At 66.0% G+C, this 18,196-nt stretch carries 14 protein-coding genes; 7 read left to right on the top strand and 7 right to left on the bottom strand.

Annotation, left to right across the window (positions count from 1 at the left end; translation table 11 throughout):
• Positions 1-46: 46 nt before the first annotated feature.
• Positions 47-2,899 carry an autotransporter domain-containing protein gene (locus AC1DGP_RS31540; protein ID WP_441507199.1) on the bottom strand — a complete coding sequence of 951 codons (2,853 nt, stop codon included), beginning with the start codon at positions 2,897-2,899 and terminating at the stop codon, positions 47-49.
• Here AC1DGP_RS31540 and AC1DGP_RS31535 point away from each other — a divergent pair.
• Positions 2,818-3,303 (top strand): GMC oxidoreductase, encoded by a 486-nt coding sequence (locus AC1DGP_RS31535; protein WP_441507226.1) that lies wholly within the window; start codon positions 2,818-2,820, stop codon positions 3,301-3,303. The genes AC1DGP_RS31540 and AC1DGP_RS31535 overlap by 82 nt on opposite strands.
• Here AC1DGP_RS31535 and AC1DGP_RS31530 read toward each other — a convergent pair.
• Positions 3,264-4,067: an XRE family transcriptional regulator gene (locus tag AC1DGP_RS31530; RefSeq protein WP_441507198.1), complete on the bottom strand. Its 804-nt coding sequence runs from the start codon at positions 4,065-4,067 to the stop codon at positions 3,264-3,266. The two genes, AC1DGP_RS31535 and AC1DGP_RS31530, sit on opposite strands and share 40 nt — an antisense overlap.
• A 155-nt stretch (positions 4,068-4,222) precedes the next feature.
• On the opposite strand from AC1DGP_RS31530, the gene hisD reads away from it, so the two are divergent.
• The 6 genes from hisD (at position 4,223) to AC1DGP_RS31500 (ending at position 11,519) form a co-directional block, all read left to right on the top strand.
• On the top strand, positions 4,223-5,527 hold the full coding sequence (gene hisD, locus AC1DGP_RS31525) for a histidinol dehydrogenase (protein ID WP_441507197.1): 1,305 nt from the start codon (positions 4,223-4,225) through the stop codon (positions 5,525-5,527).
• A gap of 5 nt (positions 5,528-5,532) precedes the next feature.
• Entirely contained in the window at positions 5,533-6,474 is a 942-nt protein-coding gene (locus tag AC1DGP_RS31520; RefSeq protein ID WP_441507196.1) for an ABC transporter permease, read from the top strand.
• Positions 6,471-7,364 carry an ABC transporter permease gene (locus AC1DGP_RS31515; RefSeq protein ID WP_441507195.1) on the top strand — a complete coding sequence of 298 codons (894 nt, stop codon included), beginning with the start codon at positions 6,471-6,473 and terminating at the stop codon, positions 7,362-7,364. Before AC1DGP_RS31520 ends, AC1DGP_RS31515 begins: the two co-directional genes overlap by 4 nt.
• 99 nt (positions 7,365-7,463) lie before the next feature.
• Positions 7,464-8,957 carry a M81 family metallopeptidase gene (locus AC1DGP_RS31510; protein WP_441507194.1) on the top strand — a complete coding sequence of 498 codons (1,494 nt, stop codon included), beginning with the start codon at positions 7,464-7,466 and terminating at the stop codon, positions 8,955-8,957.
• A complete protein-coding gene (locus tag AC1DGP_RS31505; protein WP_441507193.1) occupies positions 8,950-9,927 on the top strand; it encodes an aminotransferase class IV in 978 nt (325 codons plus the stop codon). Before AC1DGP_RS31510 ends, AC1DGP_RS31505 begins: the two co-directional genes overlap by 8 nt.
• A gap of 8 nt (positions 9,928-9,935) precedes the next feature.
• Complete coding sequence (locus AC1DGP_RS31500) at positions 9,936-11,519, top strand: ABC transporter substrate-binding protein (RefSeq protein ID WP_476832999.1); 1,584 nt, start codon at positions 9,936-9,938, stop codon at positions 11,517-11,519.
• Between the two features lie 604 nt (positions 11,520-12,123).
• Here the strand turns inward: AC1DGP_RS31500 and AC1DGP_RS31495 are convergent.
• From AC1DGP_RS31495 to AC1DGP_RS31475, 5 genes are all read right to left on the bottom strand, one after another.
• Positions 12,124-13,002, bottom strand: a complete 879-nt coding sequence (locus tag AC1DGP_RS31495; RefSeq protein WP_441507191.1) for an ABC transporter permease — start codon at positions 13,000-13,002, stop codon at positions 12,124-12,126.
• 33 nt (positions 13,003-13,035) lie between these two features.
• A complete protein-coding gene (locus AC1DGP_RS31490; protein ID WP_441493664.1) occupies positions 13,036-13,956 on the bottom strand; it encodes an ABC transporter permease in 921 nt (306 codons plus the stop codon).
• 64 nt (positions 13,957-14,020) lie between these two features.
• Positions 14,021-15,667, bottom strand: a complete 1,647-nt coding sequence (locus tag AC1DGP_RS31485; RefSeq protein ID WP_441507190.1) for an ABC transporter substrate-binding protein — start codon at positions 15,665-15,667, stop codon at positions 14,021-14,023.
• 64 nt (positions 15,668-15,731) lie between these two features.
• Positions 15,732-16,790: a D-2-hydroxyacid dehydrogenase gene (locus AC1DGP_RS31480; protein ID WP_441507189.1), complete on the bottom strand. Its 1,059-nt coding sequence runs from the start codon at positions 16,788-16,790 to the stop codon at positions 15,732-15,734.
• Between the two features lie 98 nt (positions 16,791-16,888).
• The gene (locus AC1DGP_RS31475; protein WP_476832998.1) at positions 16,889-17,797 is read right to left on the bottom strand and encodes a LysR substrate-binding domain-containing protein; all 909 of its coding nucleotides are present in this window, start codon (positions 17,795-17,797) and stop codon (positions 16,889-16,891) included.
• Positions 17,798-18,196 lie beyond the last annotated feature (399 nt).

Here is an 18,196-nt window from a genome sequence, read left to right as displayed (position 1 = left end):
CGGACGCTGCCTCACCGTCCACGCCGCTCCCGCACAGCCTTGCCCTCTACCATGTCACGCGCAGCCCGGCCGTCGCGGAGTGGGCGGTGACATCGCTGTTCAGACTGGCGTCGTAATCGGCGAACAGGGTCAGGTTGCGGTCGATCTGGAGCGAGAGGCCGGCGCCGATGACCGCGCTGTCGCGCGCGATCCGGGCACCCTGCACCGGGAAGCCTGCGGTCGGGGCGCCGATGAAGGACGCGTTCAGCACCATCGTGTCGTCGAGGAATTCATGCTGCCAGCGCCCGCGCGCCTCGACCGCGAGGCGGCCGGAGCCGATGTCGAAGCTCTTCGCCAGACGCAGGCCAAGGCTGCCGAGCAGGCTTTGCGCCGATTGCGACCGGGTCGTCAGGCCAATGCTGCCCGCGCCGGTCTCGCTGAAGCCGTCCTGGTGCAGATAGGTGTAGCGCAGTCCGGCCAGCGGCTCGATCTTAGACCAGCCGAGATCGATGCCGTAGCTGGCCTCCAGCGCGCCGCTGAGGCGGTCGCCATCGTACGCGGCGCGGGCCTGGCGCGACAGGCCACCGAAGGCGATGCTGCGCTCGCTGTCGAAGCCGAGGCGGGCATAACCCAGGATGCCGTCGAAGCGCAGCGGGCCGCTGGCATAGCCGCCGTACAGCGCGCCCTCATAGGCCTTGACGCTGCCATTGCCGCCAAAATTGCGGAAATCGCCATCTGTGCTGGAATAGCCGACGCTGACGCCGGCCAGGAACGCGGGCGTGAACTGCCGGTCGACGCCGGCGATCGCGCCGCCGCCCCGATACGTGCCGCCGCCCGCATTCGCGTCGCCGCCAAGCTTGCCGAACAGGCCGTAGCCACGCAGCCAGGCGCTGCTCTGCGGCGCGACCGGGGCGGCCGGGAGCTGCCTCAGCATCGCCGCCAGCGGGTTGTTGGTCGCGCCCGGCGCATAGGCCATCGCCGAACTCCACTCGCCGCTGGGCCCGGTCTGGCCGGCGCGCAGCGCAGTCAGGCGCCGCTCGATCATTCCTGCAAAGGGCAGGAAGCCGCCGAGCGCCAGCGTGCCGAGATTGGCCTGCGTCTCGCCAGACAGCGCGGCCAGAGCGCGCTGCGCGCCGGCGCGCGTGCCGGCCGCCTGCAGCAGCCCCGCCACCTCGCGCAGGTCGCGGTCCGCGCCGGCGAGCCCGCGCTCCAACCCGCTGCCAGCCGCGCACTGGTTGGCTGAGGCGCAGACCTCCGGCGTGTCGAACGGCAACGTGCGGATGTCGAGATAGGCGACGCGGGGCTCATAGCGCAGGCTCGCCCGAATGAAGGCGGCCGTGCCGTCGCCGGCCGGCCCCTCGACACCGTCGAAGCGGCCGCTGATCCCCTGACCGGCGCTCAGCACGGGCGCGGTCAGGGAGCGCGGCAGAAGCCGGTTCTCGGCGGTGAAGGCGACGCGGCCGGCAAGGCCCGCCGAGCCGGCGACGGCGAGATGGTTGAGGCCCCCTGCGCCGTCGATCTGCTGGACCAGCACGCCCTCGGGCCGCTGCACATAGTTGCCGTTGACCGTCAGCATGCCGACGCCATAGGCATCGCCCGCCCAGACGGCGCCGGCATTCTCGACGGAGCCGTTGATCACGCCGGTGCCGGCCAGCACGCCGAACCCGCTGACCGTGGTCGGGGAGGCAATGCTGCCCATCACCGAGAGGAAGCCGCCCTCGACGCGTGTTGCCCCGGCATAGGAGCTGTGCCCCGACAGCACGAGTTCGCCGCCGCCGCGCTTGACCAGGCCCCCTGCCCCGACGATGTCGTTCTCGAAGAATGCGACACCCCCTGGCTGCTCGATGACGAAGTCGCCCCAGTCGAAGCGGCCGGGACCGAGCACCGCCTTGCCGACGTCGAGCAACCCGTAGCCGAAGATCTCGTCCACCCCCGGCGGACCGATGTCCCGCGCCGTCCCCAACAGCGTCTGGCGCACCTGATCCGCCGTGAAGAACGGAAACATCTGCCAGACCAGGGCCGCGGCGCCGGTGACATGCGGCGCTGCGAGCGAGGTGCCGGAGACCTTGGAGTAGCCGCCGCTGGTGTTGGCCACAACGATGGGATCATCGGGAAATTCGGTGTCGAACCAGTCGCCGCCACCGGGCGCCGTCAGACACCAGTTCTTGGCCACGCCGCAGCGGTTGGTATACCAGGGCTCGTAGCCGTTCGCATAGCCCGCCACAGCCAGCCAGCCGCGCTCCAGCTCCGGGAAGAGATGCGGCAGTCCAGCCTGGGCACTCGGCTGGTTGAGACCCTGGTTCGCCGTGCCCCAGATGCTGAGAACGCCCGCAGCGACGGCGCGCCGATAGGCGGGGATGTCTGACGCATTCTCCGCCAGGTAGCTGTCCGCAGTGAATGCCGTAACCGGGCGGTCATCGCCGTAGCTGTTATTGATGATACGGACGCCGCGCGCCTGCAGATCGGCATAGGCGCGTGCCGCGAAATCCAAATCGATCCATCCCCGCGCGTCTTCTGCTCCGGCCACGATGAGCGAGGCGCCAGGCGCGACGCCGTGCATGCCGCTGCCGTCACGGTTGGCGGCGATGACTGATGAAACCATCGTGCCGTGCCCGTCGCGATCGATCGCCTGCACCGTTCCGGTGGGATAATCGTAGCCTCCGGCGTAACGTCCGGTGAACTCGGAATGGCCGGCGAAGATGCCGGTATCGATGACCCCGACCAGGACACCGGTGCCATCGACGCCTCGGGCATAGGCCTTCGCGGCGTTGATCGTGTCCAGGCCCCATTGCGCCAGATATTCCGGCGTCCGCCACGTGTTCGGATCGGTCAGGAGACCTGTCGACTGGGCAGCGGCTGCGCTCGTCAGGACTGTCGTCAGCAACAGGGCGGCGACGGCGGGCTTGGCTCGGACAGGCAAGGGCATCCTCGGGCGGGAGCAAAAAGCCTCCGCACGGAGACTTATGTCCGCAGTTTCGAGATTCCGCCCGCGGCGCTCAATACGGCAAATGCCGTATTTCGTCCGGTGATTCCGCAGTTTTCGCCTCGCCGCGCGATGGCGCCGTCCACGGGGTCCGCGGGCTCCATGTCATCGATGCTTCGGTGATGCCCTGCGCACCCCGAGGCCAATACCAACCTGCCCACCATGATGCTGGCGGGAAAACCGGCGGATGGTCTGGTCTGAAGCAGCGTCATGGCGCAACAAGCGGAGCTGTCATCCCCTTGAGGTCAAAGGACGCCAGGCGCCTGTCCCCAGCCCCCTGTTCAGTCCACGCCAGCGCAACTCAGCTCACCCGCAGCATATCGCTGCCATCGCCGAGATAATGCAGGACATCGCGCGGGATCGAGGGGTCGTCGGGCTGCAAGGTCGTGGCGATGGCCATGTCCTCCCTGCCGATCAGGCCGGCGCGGCGATAATGCAAGGCGGTCCTTGTCGCATAGGGCTCGCGCAGCATGGTCGCCGCGATGCCGCTGGCGATGCCGAACATGAACTTGGTCTTGCTGCGCTGAACCGGCATCAGGATCGAGGTCGTCAGCTCGTTCTTCTGGACGCTCTCGAAATCGAAGAAGAAGATCCGCCCGGCCAGCGGCACCGTGAAACCGTGATATTTGAAGATGTAATCCGTCTTCCCGCGCGCTTCCGCGCTCGGAAAGCGTTCGAGATAGCAATGCTGGTAGAGGTTCTCGTTGCGGTAGATGCAGAGCAGCGAGCGGATGATCGCGCCCTTGTAGATCGATGAATACTGGTAGCGGTCATAGACCCCCGCAATATCGGGCGTCTCCCGCTTGGCGCCGAGTACGGCTGCATTCATGAAGGCATCGAACTGGCGCGAGCCGCGCAGCCGTTCCAGCACCGGGAAATAATTGCCGTCGACGAGCATCCGGACCTCGTCGGGGTCGGCGAAGAGCACGGCGGTGCCCAGTCCGAAGAACTGCGAGATCAGCCGGATATTGCCGGGCGACGGCAGATGCACGCCCGAGAGGTATTTGTTGAACTGCTGCCGGTTGAGCCCGATCTTCTGGCAGACCGCCGTGATCGAGCTGTGCCGCTCGCAGAGGAACCTCAGGTTCGCCGAAAATCGTTCCACCCCATCCGGTCTCAAAGCGCCCCGCCCCCCAAGCATCAGCAGCATGATGACGCGATCACTGCGTCACTTCGCGTCAGCAATCAAGCGACTGCGAAATTGTCAGCCGGCACGGCAGCGCCGAACACTTGCGCTCAGATGTGGTGTGGAAGGCAGTGATGATCAGGCGCTTGAAGACGGCGGCACGGTCCGACGATGCGGTTCAGGGAAGGGCTCTCACCAAGGCGGTGGAGGAGCTTTTGGCGCAGGTCGAGACCGGCGGCGACAAGGCGGTGCGCGCGCTGGCCACCCGGTTCGACGGGCTCGACCGCGCCTCCTACCGGCTGAGCGACGCCGAAATCCGGGCCTGCGTCGATGGGCTGACGACACAGCAGCGCGACGACATCGCATTCGCCCAGGAGCAGGTCCGCAACTTCGCGCAAGCGCAGCGCGCGGCGCTGAGGGATATCGAGGTCGAGACGCTGCCGGGCGTCATCCTCGGGCACAAGAACATCCCGATCGCGAATGTCGGCTGCTATGTGCCCGGCGGCAAATATCCGCTGCTGGCATCGGCGCATATGTCGGTCGTCACCGCCAAGGTCGCGGGCTGCGAGCGCATCATTTCCTGCGCGCCGCCCTTCAATGGCGCGCCCGCCCGCTTGATCGTCGCCGCCCAGCATCTGGCCGGCGCAGACGAGATCTACTGCCTCGGCGGCGTGCAGGCGATCGCGGCGATGGCCTTCGGCACCGAGACGATCAAGCCGGTCGACATGCTGGCCGGCCCCGGCAACGCCTATGTGGCCGAGGCCAAGCGCCTGCTCTTCGGGCGGATCGGCATCGATCTCTTCGCCGGCCCGACGGAGACGCTGATCATCGCCGACGAGACGGTCGATGGCGAGATCTGCGCCACCGACCTGCTCGGACAGGCCGAGCACGGCGTCAATTCGCCGGCGATCCTGCTGACCACCTCCGAGGCGCTCGCGCGTGAGACAATGCGCGAGATCGAGCGCCTGCTCACGATCCTGCCGACGGCAAAAATCGCCCGCCAGGCCTGGGAGGATTATGGCGAGGTCATCCTCTGCGACAGCCTGGAGGAACTGGCCGAAGAATCCGACCGGATCGCCTCCGAGCATGTCCAGGTCATGACCGCGGACCCGCAATATTTCCAGGATCGCCTGAAGAATTACGGCTCGCTCTTCCTCGGCGTGCGCACCACCGTGTCCTATGGCGACAAGGTCATCGGCACGAACCATACGCTGCCGACCAAGAAGGCGGCGCGCTATACCGGCGGGCTCTGGGTCGGGAAATTCCTGAAGACCTGCACCTATCAGCGCATCCTGACCGACGAGGCCTCGGTCCTGATCGGCGAAGCCTGCTCGCGGCTCTGCATCATGGAAGGCTTCGTCGGCCATGCCGAACAGGCCAATATTCGCGTCCGCCGCTTCGGCGGGCGCAACATCCCCTACGGCGCCGCGGCCGAATAGCCCCGATGCTCTCCTTCATCATCAGGCGCATCGTCGCGACCATCCCGGTGATGGCCTTCGTCGCCCTCTTCGTCTTCTCGCTGCTCTATATCGCGCCGGGCGATCCCGCCGCCGTGATCGCCGGCGACCAGGCCTCGCCGGCCGAGGTCGAGCGCATCCGGCAGAGCCTCGGCCTCGACCGGCCCTATCTAATCCGCTTCGGCGAATGGGCCTGGCGCGTCGTGCAGGGCGATCTCGGCACCTCGATCTTCACGGCGCGGCCGGTCACGCTGCTGATCGCGCAGCGCATCGAGCCGACGCTGTCGCTGATGGTGCTGACGCTGCTCGTCACCGTGCTCATCGCCGTGCCGATGGGCGTGCTCGCGGCCTGGAATGCCGGCAGCGTCGTCGACAAGGCGGCGATGGCCTTTGCGGTGCTCGGCTTTTCCGTTCCGGTCTTCGTCGTCGGCTATCTCCTCGCCTATGTCTTCGCGCTCAAGCTCGAATGGCTGCCGGTGCAGGGCTACACGCCGCTCGCGGAGGGTGTCTGGCCCTGGCTGCGCAACCTGATCCTGCCGGCGCTTGCGCTCGGCTTCGTCTATATCGCGCTGATCGCCCGCATCACCCGGGCGACGATGCTCGAAGTGCTGCAGCAGGATTATATCCGCACCGCCCGCTCCAAGGGCGTCAGCCATCGCAATGTCCTGTTCTTGCACGCGCTGAAGAACGCCGCCGTGCCGGTGATCACGGTCATCGGCGTCGGCATCGCGCTCCTGATCGGCGGCGCGGTCGTCACCGAGAGCGTCTTTGCCATTCCCGGTCTCGGCCGGCTGACCGTCGATGCGATCCTGCAGCGCGACTATCCCGTCATCCAGGGCGTCATCCTGATGTTCAGCTTCGTCTATGTGCTGGTGAACCTGCTGATCGACCTCGCCTACACCATCGTCGACCCGAGGATACGCTATTGACCGCGCTCACCGGCACCGAGGCGGGCGGGACCCGGCTCTTCGCGAGACCCTCGCGGCTGCAGCGTCTCCTGCGCTATCTCGGCCGGCACCCGTCGGTCGCGGTCGGCGGCGGGCTGCTTCTCGCCATGGTCGCGATCGCCGTGCTGGCGCCGCTGCTCTGGACGGTCGACCCGACCCAGATCTCGCCGGCACGGCGGACCCGGATGCCCTCGGAAGCATACTGGTTCGGCACCGACATGCTCGGGCGCGACGTCTATTCGCGTGTCGTCTATGGCGCCCGCGTCTCGCTGGTGGTCGGGTTTGCGGTCGCGGCGCTCGCCTCGCTGGCGGGCCTGGCGATCGGCGTCCTCGCCGGCTTCGTGCGCAAGGCCGATGGCGTGATCATGCGCGCCATCGACGGCATGATGTCGATCCCGCCGATCCTGCTCGCCATCGCCCTGATGGCGCTGACGCGGGGCTCGGTCGGCAATGTCGTCCTGGCGATCACGCTGGCGGAAATTCCCCGCGTTGCCAGACTCGTACGCGGCGTCGTTCTCTCGCTGCGCGAACAGCCCTATATCGAGGCTGCCGTCGCCAGTGGCGCCAGGGCGCCGCGGATCATCATCCGGCACATCATCCCCAACACCATGGCGCCGATGCTGGTGCAAGCGACCTATATCTGCGCCAGCGCGATGATCATCGAGGCGATCCTGTCCTTCATCGGGGCCGGCATCCCGCCTGCGACGCCGTCCTGGGGCAACATCATGGCCGAAGGCCGGGCGCTCTGGCAGGTCAGGCCGCATATCGTGCTGTTTCCCGCGATCTTTCTCTCGATCACGGTCCTGGCGGTCAACCTGCTCGGCGACGGCCTGCGCGACTCGCTCGATCCGCGCATCGCCAAGAGCCTGTGAGGGGAACGCGAACCCAATGATCCGGACGGGGCCCCGGATCGGCTCCGGCCCTGACCGCAAGCATTGCCGGCAATCCAACAATAAAGGGGAAGGACATTCATGCGCGTTGCACTGGCCAGCTTTGAATTCGAGGGCAACACGCTCTCCCAGCAGATCAACGGGCGCGACAGCTTCGCCCGAAAGGTCCTTGTCGAAGGCGAGGCCGTACTGCCTGCGATCGAGGGACGCGACCTTGCCGTCACCGGCGCGCTCGAGGCGCTGCGCAAGGAGGGGCTGGAGGTCGTTCCCGTGCTCGTCGCCCATGGCGGTTCCGGCGGCGTCGTCGAGGGCGCCTTCTACCGCGAGACCTTCGACGCCATCGTCGCCGGGATCCTGAGAGAGCCGGTGGACGGCGTCTTCCTCGCCCTGCACGGGGCGATGATCTGCGAGGGCGAGACCGATCCCGAGGGCGCCCTGCTCGCGGCGCTGCGCGCGGCGCTCGGCCCCGGCATTCCGATCGCCGTGAGCCTCGACCTGCACGCCCATGTCACGCCGCGCATGGCCGAAAATGCCGATATCCTCGTCGGCTACGAAACCTATCCCCATGTCGATGCCCATGGCACCGGGCTGCGTGCAGCCGAACTGCTGGCGGGCGCACTGCATGGCCGGATCCGGCCCGTGACCCGGCTCCGGCGCATCGACGCGCTCCTGCCCGTCGCCGGCGGCTCCACGAATGGCGATGCGCCGATGGCGGAGCTGCGCCAGCTGGCGCGCCAGATCGAGGCGGACGGGCGGGCGCTCGCTGCGAGCTATTTTCCGGTCCAGCCCTGGCTCGACATCGAGGATCTCGGCATCGCGGGCGTGGCGGTGACCGATGCGGATCCGGCCGCGGCAACCGCGGTGGCCGGCGAGATCGTGCAGGCGATGTGGGACCGTCGCCGCGCCTTCGAAATCCCCTGCCTGTCTCCCGACGAGGCCGTCGCTGAGGCCGTCGCCCGTCCCGAGCGGGTGCTGATCTCGGATGCGCCCGACTGCGTCGGCGGCGGCGCGCCCGGCGATGCGCCGGCCGTGCTGGCAGCCCTGCTGCGCGCCGGGCTCGATGTGGAGGCGGCCGTGCTGGTCGTCGATCCCGCTGCTGCGGCAAAGGCCTTCGCGCTCGGCGTGGGCCAGCCGATCCGTGTCGCGATCGGCTCCGCGCTCGACCCGCGCTTCCATCCGCCGGTCGCGGTCGAGGCGGTGGTCGAGAGCCTGCATGACGGCCATTTCACCTATTCCGCCGGCATCAGCGCCGGCACGCCCGGCCAGATGGGGCCGACCGCGGTGCTCCGGGCCGGCCGGCTCCGCATCGTCGTGCCGACCCACGCGACCTACGAATATGCGGACGAGCAGTACCGGGCTGCGGGCATCGACATCGGCGACTGCAAGATCGTGGTTTTCAAGAACCCGATGAATTTTCGCACCCTGCTCGATGCCGGGACCTCCTGGGTCATGGTCGGCGGCGCGGGCCCGACGAACCCGAACCTCGCCAGCATCGACTGGCACGTCAAGCAGCGCCCGTTCTGGCCCTGCGACGACCAGGCGCAACCCGTTTTCATGGAGATGAGCCGTGACTGACCCCCTGCTTTCCTGGCCGGCGCCGACGCGCAGCCAGAATCGCTCGCCGATCGAGCCGCGCTTCGCCGAAGGCACGGCCTGGATCGACGGCAGGATCGTGCCGGTGGCGGAAGCCACCCTGCCGCTGCTCGACTGGGGCTTTTTGCGCTCGGATGCCTGCCAGGAGACGATCTCGGCCTGGGACGGGCTGCTATTTCGCCTCGACGACCATCTCGATCGGTTCTGGCGCTCCCTGGAACGCCTGCGCATGACCTCGCCGCTCAGCCGCGCGGAGATCCACAAGGCGGTCCACGCCCTGATCGCAACCGCCGGCTTCGACAACGCCTATGTGCAGATCATCATGACGCGCGGCCGGCCGCCGATCGGCAGCCGCGACATCCGGCTCTGCACCCAGCGTTTCCAGGCCTTCTGCATCCCCTATGTCTGGATCGCGACGCCTGAGGTGCAGCAGCGCGGCCTGCACCTCCATGTCGGCAGCCGGCATCGCGTGCCGGCGAACTCCGTCGACCCGATGGTCAAGCACTACCACTGGCTCGATTTCGAGCTCGGCCTGCTGGAGGCCTTCGACCATGGCGCCGAGACCGTCGTGCTGACCGACGGCCAGGGTCATGTCCTGGAAGGTCCGGGTTTCAATATCTTCATCCGCAGGGGCGAGACGCTGCTGACCCCGCGCAGCGGCATGCTCGACGGCATGACCCGACGCACCGTGATGGAGCTTTGCGCCGAGCTCGGCATCACGGTCGAGGCCACCGACGTGCCGGTCGCCGCGCTGCTCGAGGCCGACGAGATCTTCCTGACGACGACCGCCGGCGGCGTGCTTCCGGTCACCTCGGTCGGCACCAGGGCCATCCGCAACGGACCGGGCCCGTTCACCGCCCGGATCCACGCCGCCTACTGGCAACGCCGCGCCGATGGCTGGCTCGGTGAACCCGTCGACTACGTCGTCCCCGCCCCTTCTGCCTCGGAGTAGGACCTGCCATGTTCAACAGACGTCAGTTCATCGCCACGGCCGGCGCCGCCGCGCTTGCCCGCCCCGCCATCGCCCAGGGCACGGCGGCGCGCACGCTGAAATTCATCCCGGAAACCAACCTCGCGATCCTGGACCCGATCGTGACCACGGCGGCGGTCTCGACCACACATGGCTATTGCGTGTTCGACAATCTCTTTGCCGTCGACGACCAGTTGCGGCCGCAGCCGCAGATGGCGGCCGGCGCCACGGTCTCCGACGATGGCAGGACCTATGAGATCAAACTGCGCGACGGCCTGAAATTCCATGACGGCGAGCCGGTGCGGGCGCGCGACTGCGTTGCCAGCCTGAAGCGCTGGAGCATGCGCGACAGTTTTGGCCAGGCGCTCGGCGCCGTCGTCGACGACTGGCAGTCGGTCGACGACAAGACGATCCGCGTGCGGCTGAAGCGGCCCTTCCCGCAATTCCTGCGCGCGCTCGGCAAGCCGCATTCCTCGACTGCCTTCATCATGCCGGAGCGGATCGCCAGCTCCGACCCGATGGCGCCGGTCAAGGAGATGATGGGATCGGGGCCGTTCCGCTTCGTCGCCAACGAGTTCGTGCCGGGCTCGCGCATGGTCTACGAGAAATTCGAGGGCTATGTGCCGCGCCAGGAGCCGGCCAACTGGACGTCCGGCGGCAAGCGGGTGAATTTCGACCGCGTCGAATGGCATGTCATCACCGACCCAGCGACGGCCGCCGGCGCCCTGCAGCGCGGCGAGGTCGACTGGTGGGAACGCCCCCTGCCCGACCTGATGTCGACGCTGACCGCGAACAAGGAGATCGCCACCAGCACGCTCGATCCTTACGGCCTGATCCTCGGGATGCGGTTCAACCATCAGCAGGCGCCGTTCAACAATCCGGCGCTGCGGCGGGCCATTCTCTCGGCCGTGACGCAGGACGACTACATGCAGACGGTGATGGCCGGCGATACCGGCAGCTTCCGCACCTGCCAGGCGATGTTCCCCTGCGGGTTGCCGGGGGTGAAGGAACTCGGTGCCGAGTTCATGAAGCAGCCGCCCGACCTAAAGGCGGCCAAAGCGGCGATCGCGGCTTCCGGCTACAAGGGCGAGAAGATCGTCATGCTTCACGCCGCCGATCATCCGCTCATCGCCCCGCTCGGCGACATCACGGCCGATCTGCTGAAGAAGCTCGGCCTGAATGTCGACGTGCAGACGATGGACTGGGGCACCGTCGTGCAGCGGCGCACCTCCAAGGAGCCAGTGGAGCGCGGCGGCTGGAGCATTTTTCACACGAACTGGCCGGGTTCCTCCGTCACCAACCCTGCGGAGAACCTCTATATCCGCGGGGCCGGCGCGTCCGGCTGGTTCGGCTGGCATGACAGCCCGGAGATGGAGACGCTGACGGCGCAATGGCTGGCCAGCACCGACGAGGCCCAGGCGCAAAGGCTGCTGGACGATGTCCAGCGCAGCGCGCTCACCACCGTGCCGGTCGCGCCGCTCGGCCAGATCATCCCAAAAACCGCCTATCGCCGCAACCTGCAGGGCATCCTGACGGCCTCCTCCCCCCTGTTCTGGAACGTCCGCCGGGTCTGACATTCGGTCCGCAGCCACAGCAAACCCGCCGGAGCGATCCGGCGGGTTTTGGCATCAGGTCCGGCTGGGGCTGGTCAGGCCGCGCTTCACCCTGTCCGCTCGGCGCCAGCACCGGCTGGATCTGCTCGACGCGCAGTCCCAACCCATTTGAGACCCATGGAGATCGGCGTCGGGTGGTCGGAGTTGGCCCTTTCCCGACATCCAGGGAGTCTGCTTACGGGCTGCCCGGTTGGCGCGCCGGCCGATGGGCAAAAGTGGCCCAGCCTCTACCTTCGGAATGTCTGCAATTGGGTAAGGCCGGCGTGCCTGGAATCGATGAGGAGAGTGCTGGCAGGTTGTCGCAGGATGCCTCAGCGCTGCAGGCAGCGGCCGCCCGGTGTTCGGTCTTGCCAGACTGCGCGACCTGCCCGACCTGGAAGGGCTCGAGGATGCGGGCCTGCTCTCGAAGGATATGCTCCTAGCCGAAGAAATTTCGACGAGCGGCTCTGACGACAGGGAGGGCGACGCAGAACGCGACGACTTCTCTCTTGATGACTGGAATTCAGCGGGTGGAACTGACGGCGTCACGAATTGGACGCGCAAATCCTTGCCTCGAGAAGCGCGGTCATGGCTTCTGGCCCTGGCGTCGGCGTAGCATCGCCAGCGGCAGAAGGCGGCGGCTGCGCAGCTTCGGATCAAGCGCCTCGTTGAGGCTGTCGCCGACAAGGTTCGCAGCGAGCACGAAGAGGGATAGCGCGACCGCGGGACCGATAATCAGATAGGGTGCGCGAGTGAGGAAGCCCTTCGCCTCGTTCAGCATCTGCCCCCATTCCGGCATCGGCGGCTGCACGCCGAGGCCGAGATAGCTAAGCGAGGACGCGCCGATCACGAATCCGGGAAGCGTGATGGTCGCCTTGACGATCACCGGAGCGGAAATGTTGTGCAGCACGTGTCGAACCAGGATGTCGGACCAGCTTGCGCCAGCGGCGATCGCCGCCTCGATATAGAGTTCCTGTCGGACAGCGAGAGCGGCGCTGCGCGCGATGCGGATGAAGTTCGGGAGCTGCGACAGTCCAAGCGCGATCACCACGCCCCTTTCCGACGGACCAACCACGACCACGATCACGATGGCGATCATGATCGTCGGAAAGATCAGCATCATGTCGGTCAGGCGCATCACGATCGCGTCGGCGAGACCTCCGCTATAGCCGACGACCATGCCGATCGGCACGCCGAGCAGCAACGAGAACAGCAGCGCAGCCGTCGTGATCTGCAAAGTCACGCGCGTCGCAAGGATCACGCGTGCCAGCGTGTCCCGCCCGAACTGGTCCGTTCCGAACCAATGACTGGCGGATGGCGGCAACAGCCCCGCCGTCAGGTTGGTTTCCAGCGGGTCGGACGGAACGATCCACGGCGCGAGAATCGCGACGAGGTAGAACAGGGCCAGGATCACGCCGAAGAAAAGGCCGACGCGATCGCGGGCATAGTGCCTGAACAGATTCATGTGCCACGTGCCCGGTGCGGCGAGGCTGTCCGATCAATCATGGGCTAGCCTCGGATCCGCCCAGCGGTAGAGCAGGTCGACGATCAGATTCACCAGCACGAACATCATCGCGAAGACGAAGATGCAGCCCTGGGTCAGTGGAAGATCGCGCGTGAGGATCGAATCGACCATGAGCCGGCCAAGGCCGGGCCAATTGAAGATCGATTCTGCGACTGCGGCGCCGCCGAGCATGCTGCCGAGGCCAAGGCCGAAAAAGGTGATGATCGGCAGCAATGCATTGCGCAGTGCATGCTTGAAGACGATCGTGCGCTCGGGGACGCCTTTGGAGCGCGCGGTCACGATGAAATCGCGCTGCAATGCATCGATCATGCAGGCGCGGACCATGCGCGTGAAGCCCGCCGCTTGCGCAAAGCCAAGCGTCAACACCGGCATGACGTAGTGACGCCAGGTGGTCATGCCGCCGATCGGCAGCCAGCGCAGATAGACCCCGAAAAAATAGATCGCGACGATCCCCGACACGAAGATCGGCGTACAGATGCCGATGAGCGAGACGAGCGACACGCCTCTGTCGATCGGCCGGCTCCAGTACATGGCGGAGAGCGAGCCGAGGACGAGGCTGATCGTCGTCGCGAAAAGCATCGCCCAGGCAGCCAGGAGAGCGGTGTTCAACAGGCGCGGACCGACGATCGCGAGCACAGGCTGACGCGAGAAGTTCGAAACGCCGAAATCTCCCGTCAGCACCTTGCCCATGTAGGCGACATATTGCGCGCCAAGCGGTTGATCGAGCCCGTAGGCCGTGCGGATGCTCGCGACCAGCTCTTCCGGCGCGCTGTCGCCGGCGATCAAGCGCGCGGGATCGCCGGGGATCGCATGGAACAAGCAAAACAGAAACGTCAACAAAAGGAGCCCGGCAACGATCATGAAGACCAGTCGGCTGGCGATCATCTTCATCATGCGCAGTCAGGCTCCCGGCACGCCGCCGGCGCGAGCATTGGAGGAAGAGCGGCTTTCATGAGCGTCAGCGGTTGATCCCCTGGCGCTTGCGCTCGGCTTGATCGATCCAGGCGAAGGTCCCGTCATAAACATTCGACGGCAGATAGACGCCACCATGCACATAGCTGCGCGTCGCGTCGGTCAGGTTGAGCGTCGGCAGGTAGATGACCGGCGCGAGCTTCAGAAGTTCGGCCATCCATTGCCGCACAATTTCGGCGCGCTTCGCGGGATCGCTCTCCACATGCGCCGCCTCCGCCAGCCTGTCCGTCTCCGGATTGGAGAAGAACATGCGATTGGCGCCGGCCGGCTTCCACGCCTTGGTATGCGTCATATACATCATCGGCTCGTCTGGATCGGCCGTCGGCACTGTCCAGGACAATACGGCGAGATCGTATTTCGCATCCTTCGGCCCAACCGAGAGCGCAGCGCTGAACGTCGCGCTCTCCAGGATCGTGAGCTCGGTCTTGACGCCAAGCTTTTCGAGGAACGTCTTCACGAGCTGCGCGATTTCGTAGTCGCCCGTTCCAGCCTTCCGGCCATAGAGCTTGAGCGACAGCGTCTTGCCCTGTGCGTCCTCGACGAAGCCGTCGCCATTTCGATCCTCGTATCCGGCCTCCTTCAGCATCGCCCGCGCCCTGGCGAGATCAAACGGGAAGATCGTGTCCTTGCCGGGCTCGCGCATATCGGCGAAGCCGAACACGCCGGGCGATAACGTCGGAGCCTGCGATAACGTGGCACCGGTGCCTGCGAAAACGGACTGCACGATGCCGGCCTTGTCGACGGCGATGTTGAGCGCCTGCCGCACCTTGGGATCGTCGAGCGGCTTCACCAGATTGTTGATGACGACATAATGCTGCTGCAGGCTCGGCATGGTCCGTAGCGCGATGCTCTTGTCCTTGGCCAGCCGCTGAATGTCGAAATTCGGAATGCCCGGGGCGCGGTCGATCTCGCCGCTCTCCAGCATCGCGAGGCGCGTCATCACATCCGGTACGAAGAGGATGCGGATGCTGTCGAGATAAGGCTTGCCCTTCTGCCAGTACTTGTCGTTCTTCTTGAAGAGCGCGTATTCGCCCTTCGCATATCCGGTGTTGATGAAAGGGCCTGTGCCGATGATGTTGCTGCCGAGGCCCTCCTCCCCCTTGGCCTTGTAGGCAGTCGGGCTAAAGATGCACATCGTGCGGTAAGCGAGATTGGGAATAAGCGCTGCCGACGGCGCCGACATCTGGAACGACACCTGACCGTCATTGTCGGCGACGACTTTCTGCAATCCCTCGAGCAGGCTGACATAAAGGAATTTCTTAGCGAGTGCTTCGTTGAAGACGAAGGCGACCGCCTCGGCGTTAAACGGTGTGCCGTCGTGGAACTGCACGCCCGGCCGCAGCTTGAACGTCACAGTCTTCTTGTCTTCGGACGTTGTCCAGCTCTCTGCCAGCACTGGCTTGATCTGACGATCGGCTGTCAGCTCGACCAGCGTCTCGCAGGCGTTCAAGTAAACGTCCATGCCGCCGGCGTCCGTGTTGCGGCCGGGGAACATCGTCTTGTCGAGCTGTCCAGCGAGCACGAGTTCGCCGCCATATTGCGGCTTGGCCTCCTGCGCGGCGGCAGGCACCGACAGCGCGGCGCCCAGGGCGATCGACGCAGCAAGCAGGCTTTTGCACCGGGCTTTCATCATGCTCTCCTCCCTCGTTCCTCTTCGCCGCATCCTGCGCGCGCCGTTGGCCGCGGCAGGTTTTGGCTCAATACATGCGCGCCTTGTCGAGCACGTTGATCATCTTCTCCGTCTGGCCGGCGACGTAGTGGCCGAGATTCTCGATGAAGATGTCTACGATCTTGCCGTTCTCGCTCGGCGCGGTGCTGGCCGAGTGCGGAGATATCAGCACGTTCGGCATCGACCAGAGCGGCGATCCCGGCGGAAGCGGTTCGACCGCGGCGACGTCCAGCCCGGCGAAGGCGATCTGCCCGCTCGACAGCGCCGCGATCAGCGCCGCCTCATCGACAACCTGGCCGCGCGCGATGTTGATCAGAACGGCGCCGGGCTTCATCGCGGCGAACGCCGTCCGATCGATCATGCGTTCGGTCTGCGGCGTATGCGGCGTGCAGAGAACCACATAGTCCGCGCTGGCGAGCGCCTTGTGCAGGTCCGTCTGGCCGTAGATATCCGTCGTGAACAGTTCGGCGCTGCGCGCTGGCGACGGATTGTTGACGACCGCTGTCACCGACATGTCGAACACACGCGCGAGCGCGGCGATGCGGGCGCCGACCTTGCCGGCGCCGACGATCGCAACCGTCTTGCCGGAGAGCTCTCCGCCGCAATAGCGCTCCCAGCGATGTGCTTGCTGATCGCGCTGCAGGCGCGGCAGATCCTTCACATGGCCAAGCATCACGAGAAATGCGAACTCCGCCAGCGCGTCAGCATGGACGCCGCGAGCCGTGGTCACGATCAGGTCGGTCGGCGCAAGCCCGAAGCTATGGACTTGCTGTCCCACCCCCGAGCTGGTCGTCTGCACCCAGCGCACGTTCGGCGCGAGCGCAAGGCCTCGCTCATCCTCCGCGCCGGTTGGAAAATCCCAGAGGATCGTCGCGCGTCCGAGCGCCTCACGCCAGCGGCGCTCCTGCGCCCCGGTACGCCGGAAGCTGTCGCGTCCCTTGTGATCGCCGACATAGCGCGTCATTGGCAGCAGATCGGGCGCGAAGATGATGTCGACGCCGGCGGGTGCCGCCGCGCGCATGCGCTCGACATGCTCGCTCTCCAGCGGCGAGGTGATGAACGCGATATGCGCGGGCGACGACGTCATGGCGCGCGGACTTTGGTTGATGGCATGCGGCGACCCCGGCGCGCCGTTCTGATTGTCGGACAGATCCAGGCGGCGGACATGACTATCATGAGAATTTTTCACATTTCAAGAGGACGCCCTTCTGCCGTTAGGGCTTCCAGCTCGCCCTGAAGCCAGCGTCGGAAGGCGAGGATTTTCGGCTCGGACCGGCGCAGCGGGCTGCACATGAAGAAGTAGCCTTGCTGGCGGCGCAGGATATGGGGTGACGCGATAACGAGGTCGCCGTTCTCCAACTCCCGCCGAATCAGGAACCGCGGCAACAGGGCAAAGCCGATGCCGACCACGGCCGCCTCGATCACCATGAAGAAATGCTCGAAGCCGAGGCCAGCGGGCGTCGGCGTCGGCAGATGAAGGTTCTCGAACCATTCAGGCCAGGCCTCGATCCGGGTAGTGTGGCGAATGAGCTGTTCGGGCCGAAGCGCCCCGGGATCGATCGCCGTGCGGCCCTCGAGCAGCCGCGGCGCGCAGACAATCACCAGTTCTTCGTCCAGTATCCGATAGGTTTTGACGCCCGGCCAGTCGCCATTTCCATAGCGGATGCCGACATCAACGGCGTCGAGGGCGAAATCGATCGCCTGCTCACCGACGACGATGTCGACCTGCATGTCCGGATGCTGCGCCTTGAATGCCGGCAGGCGCGGAATCAGGAAGCGCAGCGCGAAGGTCKGCAGCACGTTGATGGTCAATCCGTATGCGTTCTGATCTTGGCGAAGGCGCGCGAGCAGCGTCCGCATCCGATCGAATGAGTGGCGCAACTCGACGAAGATCGCTTCGCCGCTCGACGTCAGCTGGATTGACGGCTTGGTGCGCAGGAACAGCGGAAAGCCAAGTTCCGCCTGCAGCAAGGACAAGGCGCGGCTGACGGCGCTTTGCGTGACGCCGAGTTCCGATGCCGCGCGTGTCATACTGCCGAGACGCGCCGTCGCCTCGAAGCTGCGCAGACCGTTCAGGGATGGGAAGTCAGGCATCTGACTCCATTGACATGATATTTAATCATGTCAATGGAGTCGTTCTCATAAGGCGCGTGCGACTCAAGCCTCCAGCAGGCATTGTCACGGCGTAGCGGAATTGTTGCGCCTCGATCGGGTTGGTCGGTTCCAGCATGAGTGCGCGTCATCGGCACGTAACCGCTGTACGCCGCTTATTCACGGCTTCGGTCAGAACTCCGGCCAGCGCACTCGTACGTCTGCTTCTGGGCAACTCGCCAATGTCTGCAAATGTGAAGGGTTTCGGATGCCGGCCCAGGCGGCGGGCTTGGTCCGGGCTGAGGGCCGGCGTTCGAAAGCCTCCAGGGGAGGAAGCCGCGGCCCGGGGCTGTGCTATGGGGATTTCGCCGCGCGGCCTGGATTGTGGGCTTGCGCGCGGGA

This window comes from Allobosea sp. 05T433 (assembly GCF_056396065.1).
Note: the sequence above shows the minus strand (reverse complement) of the source record. Positions and strands in the feature narration are given on the sequence as shown.